Origin of the sequence: Flavobacterium paronense (assembly GCF_030409795.1) — a bacterium.
In the GTDB taxonomy this organism is placed as follows: domain Bacteria; phylum Bacteroidota; class Bacteroidia; order Flavobacteriales; family Flavobacteriaceae; genus Flavobacterium; species Flavobacterium paronense.
This window is the reverse complement of sequence record NZ_JAUFQN010000019.1, coordinates 1,151,496-1,164,133: the sequence shown is the minus strand read 5'-3', so window position 1 is coordinate 1,164,133 and position 12,638 is coordinate 1,151,496. Positions and strand designations below refer to the sequence as shown.

Here is a 12,638-nt window from a genome sequence, read left to right as displayed (position 1 = left end):
GGCTAACCAATTAATTTTAAAATTTAATCTTCATACTCATCTGTTATGGCATACCATCCAAAAATGGTTAAGCCAGTTACCACTAGAGGTAATAAAATAAAGAATATTATTATTCCGAAAACCAAATCGTCTTGTTTTCCTGAGGTTAGTTTTCCTCCAAAGATTCCGATGGCAAAATAAGCCACTACCATAGCTAAGGCTATCCAGACAATTCCTAAATATTTTTTAAATGTGTTCATATTGTTATGTGTTTAGTCGTGAAGTGTATTAATTTTTCTATCGATGTAAATCATTCCGATGACAAAACATACGGCAGCGATTCCAATCGGATACCATAATCCTTCTAAGTAAAACTCTACGTCACCGGCATCTTTGGCAGTAGTTACAAAATACGTTGAAATGGCAGGCAGTAATCCACCAAATATACCATTTCCAACATGATAAGGCAACGACATTGACGTATATCTTATCTTCACTGGGAACATTTCTACCAAGAAAGCAGCTATCGGACCATAAACCATAGTTACGAATAGCACTTGAATAAATACTAGAAATACTAACATCCATCGGTCGCTATTAGTAATCGTTTTAGTGATTTTAGTCTCAATTTTATCTTTGCCTTTGTCGTCCAACATTAGTTTTCCCGCTTCAAAATGTTTCGTTTTGATTTCTTCTAGAGCAGTACCGTCTATATACATTTTTGTTGTGGTATAAATAGAATCCATTTTGGTTGCATCTACTTCTTTTATGGAAGGTATTACTTTGGTTTTGGCAACAATTTCTGTTTTCAAAGCCAGATCGGTGGTAGTATACATTGCTCTATAGATAGGTCTGTAAAGAAAAATAGCTAATAACAGTCCTGACATCATTATAGTTTTACGGCCAATTTTATCACTTAGCCATCCAAAGAATACAAAGAAAGGCGTTCCGAAAATTAAAGCAATCCCCAATAAAGTATCTACTTGTGAAGATTCTATACATTGTACCGTCTTCATAAAACTCATAGCATAAAACTGTCCGGTATACCAAACAACACCCTGTCCCATTGTGGCTCCAAATAATGCTAACAAGACAAACTTCAAATTAAATTTGTTACCAAAACTCTCTTTTAACGGATTGGTTGCAGTTTTCCCTTCTGCTTTAGCTTTAGCAAAAACTGGTGATTCATTCATGTTTTTTCTAATCATATATGAGATAAAAACCATGATAATAGATACCCAAAACGGTACTCTCCATCCCCACTCGTCAAAAGCTTCCTTAGATAGTGTTCCTTTAGTAATTAAGATAACTACCAGCGAAACAAACAAACCTACTGTTGCAGTAGTTTGTATCCACGAAGTCCAATATCCTTTTTGATTTTTTGGTGCGTGTTCTGCTACATAAGTTGCAGCACCTCCATATTCACCTCCAAGAGCCAGACCTTGAAGCAATCGCAATACCAATACTAAAACTGGTGCCATATAACCTATGGTTTCATAACTTGGGATACATCCTATTAAGAAAGTAGCTCCACCCATTAATAATAAAGTTACCATAAAGGTATATTTTCTTCCGATAAGGTCTCCCAATCGACCAAAGAATAAGGCTCCGAATGGACGCACTACAAAACCAGCGGCAAATGTAGCCAATGTGGATAAGAACGCTGCAGTTGGATTATCCGATGGAAAGAATTTAGTAGATAATACTACGGCCAAACTTCCGAAGATGTAGAAGTCATACCATTCTATCATCGTACCTAAGGAGGAAGCCGAAATTACTTTCCAGATTCCTTTTGTTGATTTTTTAGTCATACTATATAAATATTTTAGTTGGTTTATTAAAAAGTATAAGCACAAGAAATCATGGCTCTGAAATTGCCTACATTCTTGTTGTTTCCGTCAAAAGTCACATCGGGTTTTAAGTCACCCCAAGTAGCTCCAGTATATTCTAACTCAGGTGTCACTCTGAATTTGTTTTGTTTGAAATCTACTCGTGCTGATATTCTCATTACATTATCTACACCCCGAGTTCCTGAGAAACCTCTTCCATACAAGGCAGTAGGATTGTCTTTACTCACTCCATCTGTTTTGGTGTACCCAAAGAACAAGCCTGGCGCTATACTTTTACCATTACTGGCAATATCAACCCACATAGCTGTCGTTTTAATTCCTTCATAGGTTTCAACTTCTCCTGGTAAGGTATAGCCAGCAAATCCCCCTAACATCACCATATTGTATAAGTTTTTGCCAGTAATTCCGTAAGCTTTAATATAAAATTTGTCGTTGCTGTATTTTAAATACCCTACTACCGAAGTGGTATTGAGTTTTTCGGTAGAAGCCAAATTATTACTCACTGTTACTGGTTGCAATGATTTGTATTCAAAGCCTAAACCAGCTATCCAGTTTTTATTTTTGAATTGGAATTGACCGTGCAATGTTGGTAACATAGAGTTGAAAGAAGCGGAGTTTTGTGTCCCGCCTGTAGCAGTTGCAGTGGTAAACTCTCTTTCTTTATAAGCCGTAAAGGCAAAAGAGAATTCTTTAGTGAAGTTTTGTTTTATTCTCACCTGTGATACCCAACCAAAAGGGTTGAACATGATACCAGTACTAAAGTTAGCCACACCTGGAATTACTTCAGGAATAAAAGTTGGGTACCAAGTTTGTCCTACTAATATGCTGGTTTTTTTCCATTCTAAAGTAACATAAGCATGACGTAGACGGAACAAACCAATACTAGACTCAGTATTTCCAAAGAAATCACCTTCAAGAGTACCTGTTGTTTTTGCACCCCATACATTAGGTCCTTTTGTTTTTACTCCCAAGCGAGATACTACTGATAAAAAGTTAGAAGCGCCTGCTGCGTTAACATCATCCCCATTGGCATCGAGTTGCTCGTCTAAAGGGTAAAGGTTTAAGTTATACTCGCGAACTTGAGCTGAACGACGTGTGTCCCAGATATAGTCGGTTCTGATAAAACCATATGGGGTTACTTCCCATTCTTTCTCCAAGGGTATTGGAGTTGCCTGAGTACTTGGTGTTTGAGCATAACCTGAAAAAGAACAGACTGCAAACAATAATAATAAAATTTTTTTCATAATTTGATTTGTTAGTTTTGGTTACTATTTTGTTGTACCAAATTCTAACATTTTGTGAATCAAAAAAATTATGATATATATTATTGTAAATTACTATAGTTAATCTTTGAAACGCTCCCATTTAATAAGCATAAATTTATCGCCTAATTCTGTTATAATCATCCCAGCTCCTTTCATAATTTCTTTGTTTTTTAGAAATTCCAGTAGTTCTAAGTGGTTGTAAATCTTATATGTTGGGTGATAATCTGTGTGATTAGGTTTTGTTATTTTAAACTCCTTTACCCAATTACTAACGGTTACGTGGGAAACGCCTATAATACGCTCAATTTCTCTATAACTTAAACCTTCCAGAAACAACTGTAGTGCTTTGGTCACATAGTAACTATCTATCTTTTTTCCAAGTTTATTGACTGTGAAGTAGTAATTGCATTTTTTGCATAAAAACCTTTGTCTTTCTTTGATGATACCGCTTTTAACTATAGTATTACTTTGGCATTTTGGACAGGCTAAAATTTCCATATATATAAATTTTGCATAAATATACTTATTTAGCAATTATATGAAAGTGATATTACTATTTTATTTGGTTTAAAATTACGAAGTGTTAAATTATTACACTGTTTTATTATTAAATCATTCATAAAATGAAAAAATAAGAATTAGCTGGGTATTTTAATAAATGTAATGATAGTTTCAATTTAATAATTTCAAACGTGACTGAAGGATAGTAATCAGCTAAAAATAAAAAATAGTTTTTACTTTCGAATAAACAAAACAACATCATAAAATTTGACACAAACAATATAGATCATAAAGCTATTTATAAACTTTTGATATGATTTTTTATACTAACAACTTTAAACTACTTTTGCGGAACAATTTTTGATAAGACAAAAAAACAAATTTGGGGTCGACTGGTTTTGACAGCAAGTCGAATTGAATTGTAAGCACGTCGAGCATTGTGTTTTTTGCTCGTAAATCCAAATTCACAAAAACATAAACGGCGAAGGAAACTACGCTCTTGCTGCATAATCTGAATTAAAGTAAGATTAGCCTCGTCCTACAAGGTAGGAAAGCAGGATTCACCTCGATAGCTTTGGTTTGTGGCGGTCGGCACAGGTGAATCGTAAAAATAAACCTAAGAACAGTGAAACTTCGGGGCTGTTACGAAAATTTAAGAAGATAAGTATAGTGTGGCTGTTTCTGGCCTATCACTATATCGAAAACTCAATCAGAAAATAAACGTGTAGAACCCTTTTTAATTGCTTGTTTGGACCCGAGTTCGATTCTCGGCGACTCCACTTTTAACCCTGTAAAGTTTTAATTTTACAGGGTTTTTAATTTTAGTTGACAAGTCAGGATATATCTTTTGAATAGTATAGATAACTACTATTCTTCCTTATCATTTTTTACAAACTATTCACTTTTAAAGTTTATTAAAATTTTATAAGTGCATTTCAGTAATTATCTCCATTTAAAACTAAAACTATATTGAATGACTTATTAAGGAAATAAAATATGTTAATAAGATAGTTTATAAGTGACAATTTTTGTTGTCAAAAACCTTTCTAAGATACTATAATTTTGTTTTTTTGATTCATTTACCATAGATTATAAATTGTTGATGTTTTTAAATATAAATCTCTTATTTCATAAATATGAATAGTATTACTTTAGTTAATAAAAATTCCTTCTTACTTTTTTTATTATTTAGGATAAAGACAAAAAAACAAATTGACAGTTACGTTAACAAAAAAACAGCTAAAAACAAAATAGTTTTTACCTGTTTTTTTTTATTGACAACTATTGTTTCTTTTGGTCAAGTATCAGTAACTGCTACTTTGGGGACACCGGGCCCAACTTCTTATACAACTCTTAAATTAGCATTTGATGCTGTTAATGCAGGAACCCATAAAGGAAATATTAGTATTGCTATAACCGCTAACACAACAGAAACGCTATCCGCAAGTCTAAACGCAAGTGGAACCGGTTTATCAAGTTATACTGCTTTGTCAATTTCACCTAGTGGTGGAATTTCGAGAACAATAAGCGGAGCATTAGCTGCAGGTTCGCCATTAATAAATCTTAATGGTGCAGATAATGTTACTATCAACGGATTGAATTCCGGAGGAAATAGTTTATCACTTTCTAACACAACAGTTTCTGCCACGGCTGGAACTTCAACAATTCGATTCATTGGTGATGCGTCCAATAATATAATTCAAAATTGTACCATCGCAGGTTCAGAAGCAACGGCAAGTTCTGGAACCGTATTTTTTTCCACAGGAACAACTACAGGTAATGATTCTAATACAGTAACTAATTGTACGATAACAGCAGCCGGAGCAAACCTGCCAACTAACGCTATTTATTCAGCAGGAACCTCTGTTGCTATTGATAATAGTGGTAATAGTATCATGAGCTGTTCTGTTCAAGATTATTTTAATAGTACCGTGTCATCAGCAGGAATTTTACTAGCCTCAAATAGTGCTGCCTGGATAATTTCAAATAATAAATTTTTTCAAACTGCCACAAGAACGACTGCTGCCAATGGTTTAGTATGTAGAGCCATTAGAATTAGTACTGCTAGTGCTGGGAATTATACAATTACTAATAATATTATTGGTTTTGCAAATGCATCCGGAACAGGAAACACTATATATAATGGTAGTTTCACAACTGCTTTTAGAGGAATTGAATTGGCTGCAAATACTACTGTATCATCTATACAAGGCAATACTATTTCAGGGATAAATTTCACAACAAGTAACGGAAATGCTGGTTCGCCTGGTATTTTTAGTGGTATAGCGGTTACAAGTGGTGCGGCAAATGTGGGAACTACAACGGGTAATACAATTGGAAATACTTCTGTAGCTAATGCTATTGTTATTACTTCATCGGCTACCACTTCTTCAAGAATTGATGGAATTTATGTTTCTTCTGCAGGTACAACTTCTGCTATACAAAACAATAATATTGGCGGAATAACTACTGGTGGTGGAGCAACTAACGGATTTTCAATGGTTGCCATATACAGTTCTGGGGCATTGGGTAATTTTACGACTAGCAACAATAGTATAGGAAGTAGTTCTATATCAAATTCTATTGCTATGGGAACTTCTGGTACAACTACTACCGGAGTTTGTAATTTTTATGGAATTTTTAATAATGCTACTGGATCAATTTCTATAACCAACAATGCCATTTTAAAATGTGCTGTTTTTGGTACAGCTGCTTCATTTTTTTATAGTATTTATAATGGTGGTGGAATTGGTTCTGCAGTTACAATAGATAACAATACTATAAATGATACTAGCTTAAGTGGTACAAATGTATTGCGTGGGATTTATAATGGAATAGCTGCTGGTACTTTGTCTATATCAAATAATACGTTAAGAAATTTAAAAGTAACATCAACAGCTTCCTCCGTTTCGGGTATTTTAAATGCAGGTGCTGTTAGCACAACAATTACAATTAATAATAATAAATTAGGAGATGCAACTGCTGGATTATTATCCTATACTGTCGCATCAACTGGGGCTTTTTATGGAATTTTAAATTCTAGCGGAACCAATGCAACTGCTTTAACAATTCAAGGAAATGATATTCGAGGAATTACGCATTCGGTTGCCGGAAGTTCATCTCACAATTACATTTTCAATAGTTTTGCAACACGTTCCCAAAACATCAATACTAACACTTTTACTAATTTAAATGTTGCTACTACTGGGAATGTCACTTTTATTTCTAATAATGTTGCTTTGCCAGCTTTGGGAACACAAACCATTTCCTCAAATGCTATTGTTGGAACTTATAGTAAAAGTAGCATAGGCGGAACTGTTACTGTCTTTGTAAGTGCTGCAACATCTAATGCATCAGCTACAATTACCAATACTTCAAATAATTTCTCCAATATTACAGTTTTAGGAACAACTATTATATCAGGTTGGAATCAGCGTGATTTAGGGTTAACAGCAAAAACAATAAATGGGAATACTTTTAATAATTGGTCAGCAGGAACTGGTGCTATAACAGGAATGGTATTAAATGGTTTTGGACTTACTTCATCTGTTACTAATAATACTATTTCAAATTTAGCTGGTCAAGCAGCAATTACCGGAATGAACGTTGGAACTACCGGAAACGCTAGTTCATTTTCTATAACTTCAAATACTATTACTAGTTTATCTTCAACAGGAACTGGTGGAAATGTAATAGCTTTAATAAGTGCAAATCCAAGTGTAACCGTTACCATAAATAATAATACTATAAATACTTTATCGTCAACTGCGGTTTCTGCTACTTTAACCGGAATTCAGATTTCTGGTGGTACAGGAACCCAAAATGTTAGAGGAAATAATATTAATGGTTTCACAACAACTGGAACTACAAGTCCAACGCAGAACGGAATACTAATTAGTGGTGGTACAACTGTAAATGTATCCAAAAATAAAATTTATAACCTAGCTCAAAATGGCGCAAGTACTGGTGGTGCAGTAAACGGAATTGTATTTACAGGAGCAACTGCTGTTAGTGCTTTTAATAACATTATTGGCGATTTAAAAGCACCATCTGTATCAAATACTCATGCTATCAGAGGAATTTCGGTTAACTCAGGTGTAGCAAATTCAACCTATACAGTTTCTTATAATACCGTTTACTTAAACGCAGCTTCAACAGGTACTAATTTTGGAACTGAAGCACTTTATCATACAACAAATGCAACAGCAACTACCGGCAAGCTGATTTTGAAAAATAATGTTTTCACCAATATTTCGACCGCTAGAGGAACTGGTAGAACGGCTGCCTATTATAGAAACAATACCGTTTTGACAAACTATGACATCACTTCTAATGCTAATTTATTTTATGCAGGAACACCTGGTGTTTCAAATTTAATATATTTTGACAATACAAATAGCAGTCAAACTTTAGCCGCTTTTCAAACAAGAGTGAATACAAGAGAAATTAATTCTGTAACAGAAAATGTGATTTTTTTAAGTACAGCTGGAATAAGTGCTGATTTTCTTAAACCCGACAATAGTTCACCAACCTATATAGAAAGCAAAGGATTTGCAATAGTAGGCATAGCAGATGATTATTTAGGAACTGTAAGACAAGGGAATCCTGGTTATTTAGGAACGGGAACAAACCCAGACTTAGGTGCTTATGAAATAGAAGGTTCATTAATCACTAGCCCTATTATTGTTAGTGGCGCTCTAGTAGGAAACGGTTTTTATACTTCATTAGGAAGTGCTTTTGTCGCGCTTAATGCCGGAGCACAAACTGGTGCTACTATCAACATCACCGTTAATGGTGATACTAATGAAGGAAATTTTCAAGCTACTTTAAATGCCGGTTTGTGGACTAGTTTAACCATTATACCAAATGGTACCCGAACAATCACTGGTAATACAATTGCTGGCAATTCATTAATTCGTTTAAATGGTGCCGATAATGTAACTATTGATGGATTAAATATTCCCGGAATATCATTAACCGTATCTAATACAACGGTTTCAGCTACTGCAGGAACTGCTACCCTACTTTTTACTGGTGATGCTACAAATAATACAATCACAAATTGCACCTTATTAGGTTCTATTTCAGCTCCTTTGGCAACAACTGGTGGTGTTGTTTATTTTGCAACTGGTGTAACCACAGGAAATGACAATAACATTATTTCAAATTGTAACATTGGTCCAGCAGGTTCCAATTTACCTTCTCGCTTGATATACGGAAACGGATCAACAGCTTCCTCAGCTATAGCTAATAGCGGCATAACTATTACAAATTGCAACTTATATGATTATTTTTTAACATCTGGAACAGCAGCCATTTATGCAGTAACGGGTAATACAGATTGGAATATTACCAATAACAAAATCTATCAATCGGCTACGCAAACATTTACTGCAAATGGAACCGCTTTTGGAATTTATTTTGCCAATGCTACTTTTGGAAACAACATTCAAATTACCGGAAATACAATTGGTTATGAAAATGCACTAGGAACTGGTACCACAACTTATTCTGGTAGTACATTCATAGGGAATTTCACCGGAATCTATTTCCAAGGTTTACCAACTGCTGCTTCCGCCAGTAATTTAAATAACAATACTATTTCTAACGTTTCGTTGACAGCTTCAACAGGAAATTTAATTGGGATTTTAAATGCTTCAACAGCTTCTTCTAATACTATTAATATCAATACAAATATTGTTCGAAACATTTCGTTATTTAATTCCAACGGTACATTAATTGGGATAAATTGGGGAGCAGCTACTGCTTTAAGTGCGAGTGGAAATACTGTTACTGGCTTTAATAGAGATACAACCGGAGTCCTTTATGGTATTTATAGCGCTGGTGCTTCAGTAACTGAATCTTTATCTAATAATACCATTTCTAATTTAAATGCAAATACAAGTGGAACAAGTACTGTTTATGGTATTTTCCAAAATACTTCCACAGGAACAAAAACAATTACCAACAACTCGGTGGCAACATTAACTGGCTCAGGTGGCTCTTCCATTTATGGAATCAGTATCGGAACTGGAACAACTGTAACTATTTCTGGTAATACTGTAAATGATATCACTAGTACCGGAGGAACCAATCCTATTGTTATCGGAATTAATAAAGGAGCAATTGGAACTACCTCTATCTTTAAAAATAAATTGTACAATATTTCAAGTACTGCAACAAGTCCTACTGTAACTGGTGTTTTAAGTTCAGGTGCGGCTAGTACAACTACTATTTATAACAATCTTATCGGAGATTTAAAAGCTACTTTGGCCAATGCTTCTAACCCAATAGTTGGAATAAACATTTCACTTGGAACTACCGCAAATGTATACTACAATACCATTTTATTAAATGCCACAAGTAGTGGTGCCGTTTTTGGTTCGAGTGCTATTTTTGTAAATACTGCAGTAACAACAACTTTAAGAAATAATATTTTTATCAATAATTCAGTCGCAAATGGTGGCGGATTATCAGCAGCCTACAGAAGATCTTCGACTACTTTAACTTCCTATGCAGCTGCATCAAATAACAATTCGTTCTTCGGAACTACAATTTATACTGATGGTACAAATACTGATGCTACTCTGGCTAATTTTAAAATCAGAATGGCAACTAGAGATGGTTTGTCAGTTTCAGAAAACACTACTTTCATAAGTACTTCGGGTTCTTCTTCAGTATTCCTTCATGTAAATAGTTCAATAGCAAATCTTATAAATGCTGGCGCTACAACGATTGCCGGATTTACCACTGATTATGATGGTGATGTTCGTAATGTAACTACGCCAGATATTGGTGCAGATGAGTTTAATTTAGTGCCAGTTATAACTGGATTTACGCCTTCGACTTTATGTTTTTCTGGTGGAACAGCAGTTACTATATCGGGTTTTAATTTAAATAATGGTTCGGTTTCTGTTAGTTTTAATGGTGTCCTTGGAACCATAACATCTTTATCCCCTACAACAATTATAGTTACTACACCAGCTGGGTTAACAGCCGGAACTATTTCGGTTACAACTAGTGATGGTTCAGCAACATCCAGTTCTTACATCGTTTCGCCACTTCCTATTGCGGGCAGTGTTTCTTCAAATCAAATAATCTGTGCAGGTACTAGTCCGTCAGATATTAGTATTACAGGTAGCGTTGGAACTATTCAATGGCAATCGTCTTTGGATGGAATCTCTTTTACAGATATTTCTGGAGCGACTTCTTCCCCATTAACCGGAATTTCTACAGGGAATTTAACCGTAACTACTTATTATAGAGCCATTATTTCCAGCGGAGTTTGTACCTCAATACCTTCTGCCACTGTAAGTGTAAGTATTCTCTCTACAACATGGGATGGAACTTCATGGAGTGCCGGTTTGCCAAATAGCAATACATCTGCTTTTTTTACAGGAAATTATACAAGCTCAGGAAGTTTAACTGCTTGTAATTTAACCGTAACAAACAGTGCAATAGTAATTCTTCAAAGTGGAGATACCATAACTCTAAACGGAATTGTAGCGGTAGATTCTGGAAGTACACTTACTTTAAAAAACAATGCCACTTTGCTTCAAAACACAACCGCTACCAATACGGGAGCAATAAATGTGGAAAGAGATACTAATCCTTTAATGCGTCTAGATTATACACTATGGTCGTCTCCAGTTGCGGGACAACAATTACAGGCTTTCTCTCCAGCTACACTAGCTACTCGTTTTTATACTTACAGTCCAATAACCGATTTATATACTGTCGTTGCTTCACCGTCCACAACCAATTTTGATACTGCAACAGGTTATTTAATTCGGACTCCAAACACACATCCAGTAACTCCAACCATTTGGACAGGTACATTTACCGGAGTCCCAAATAATGGTGATATTGCTTTAACTGTTGACAATGCAACCTATAATGCAGTAGGAAATCCTTATCCATCTAAAATTAATGCAGACGATTTTATTACAGCAAATGGATTAACAGAAGCATTGTATTTTTGGAGAAAAACAAACAATGCTACCACGGCTTCTTATGCAACTTATACCTTAGCTGGTGGTGCAGGAACAGGTGCTAGTCCAGGTGATCCTCTTGCCTTAGTGCCAAATGGTATTATTCAAATCGGTCAAGGTTTTATTGCCAAAGCAACATCTACAGCTTTAAATTTTACCAATGCTATGAGAGTATCAAATCCTAGCAATCAATTTTTTAAGACTACAGATTCAAATAGAAGCCGAATTTGGTTAGATTTAACTAATTCTTCTGGTATCTTTTCACAAACTTTAATTGCCTATATGACTGGCGCAACTGCTGGTGTTGATGCTACATTAGATGGAAAAGTACTAAGTGATGGGCAAACTTCATTAACTTCACTAATCAATAATCAATCTTTTTCTGTACAAGCAAAAGCATTGCCGTTTGAAAATACAGATAGTGTTCCATTAGGATTTAAATCAGCTATTGCAGGTAGTTATTCGATAGCAATCAATAGCGTAGATGGTTTGTTTGAAAACCAAAATCAACCTATTTTCTTAAAAGATAATCTAACCAATACTATCCATGATTTAAAAACCGGAAGTTATACTTTTAGCACAGAAGCCGGAGTATTCAATTCCCGTTTTGAAATCGTCTATCAAAACGCATCAACTTTAACGCTACCCACTTTCTCACAAGATAACGTAGTAGTTTATAAACAAAATAAGCAGATCTTTATTAATACTGGCATTGCCATCATGTCCAAAGTAGAAATCTACGATATGAGTGGTAGGTTATTAATTTCTAAAGACGGAATCAATTCTTCAGAAGTTCATATGAACTCTGGGGTTTCAAATCAAGTTATCATAGTAAAAATTAGTACCGCTGATGGTATAATTGTATCTAAAAAAGTGGTACAATAAAAAATAATCTACTACTATTTAAATCCTGCCTTGTTCCAAAAAAACAAGACAGGATTTTTTATTTTAAATACCATTTCAATTATACTTTTCACAAATAAAAAGTCAATAATAATCATTACCCCTTAAAAGTAAATGTAATTTAAAGAATATGATAATTTTTTAAAACA

At 34.6% G+C, this 12,638-nt stretch carries 5 protein-coding genes and 1 other RNA gene; 2 read left to right on the top strand and 4 right to left on the bottom strand.

Annotation, left to right across the window (positions count from 1 at the left end; translation table 11 throughout):
* Positions 1-23 precede the first annotated feature (23 nt).
* The 4 genes from QWY90_RS06385 to QWY90_RS06370 form a co-directional block, all read right to left on the bottom strand.
* Positions 24-239, bottom strand: coding sequence for a DUF6814 family protein (locus QWY90_RS06385; protein ID WP_290285042.1), 216 nt, complete (start codon positions 237-239; stop codon positions 24-26).
* A 12-nt stretch (positions 240-251) separates the two neighbouring features.
* On the bottom strand, positions 252-1,790 hold the full coding sequence (locus QWY90_RS06380; RefSeq protein ID WP_290285041.1) for an MFS transporter: 1,539 nt from the start codon (positions 1,788-1,790) through the stop codon (positions 252-254).
* Positions 1,791-1,816: 26 nt separating this feature from the next.
* Entirely contained in the window at positions 1,817-3,073 is a 1,257-nt protein-coding gene (locus QWY90_RS06375; RefSeq protein WP_290285040.1) for a DcaP family trimeric outer membrane transporter, read from the bottom strand.
* A 99-nt stretch (positions 3,074-3,172) separates the two neighbouring features.
* On the bottom strand, positions 3,173-3,592 hold the full coding sequence (locus QWY90_RS06370; RefSeq protein WP_290285038.1) for a transposase-like zinc-binding domain-containing protein: 420 nt from the start codon (positions 3,590-3,592) through the stop codon (positions 3,173-3,175).
* A gap of 387 nt (positions 3,593-3,979) precedes the next feature.
* Between QWY90_RS06370 and ssrA the strand changes: the two genes are divergently transcribed.
* Positions 3,980-4,377, top strand: a transfer-messenger RNA (tmRNA) gene (ssrA, locus tag QWY90_RS06365).
* 492 nt (positions 4,378-4,869) lie between these two features.
* A complete protein-coding gene (locus tag QWY90_RS06360; protein WP_290285037.1) occupies positions 4,870-12,471 on the top strand; it encodes a RemA C-terminal-like gliding motility protein in 7,602 nt (2,533 codons plus the stop codon).
* Positions 12,472-12,638: the final 167 nt, after the last annotated feature.